Genomic DNA, 232 nt, shown 5'->3' on the forward strand with positions numbered 1-232 from the left:
CGTCAGGTTGGCCGAGCCGGTCTGCAGCACGTTGATCAGCTGCTTGGAGAAGTCCTGACGGTTCTGCACCACCGACAGGTTCGAGCCCAGGGCACTCGCCGCCGAGTTGAGCGTGCCGCCCGCAGAGGTCAGCGTCGCCAGCGTCTTGTTCACGTCCGCGTTCAGCAGGAAGTTGCCCAGACCGTTCGAGCTCGACGAGCTGTTCGAGTTGGTGATCGAGGACAGGCCCAGA

At 63.8% G+C, this 232-nt stretch carries 1 pseudogene; it reads right to left on the reverse strand.

What is annotated here, in order from left to right:
• Window positions 1-232: pseudogene (locus tag ACLBX9_RS01820) on the reverse strand (flagellin); the annotation flags it as partial.

This window comes from Methylobacterium sp. A49B (assembly GCF_053346215.1).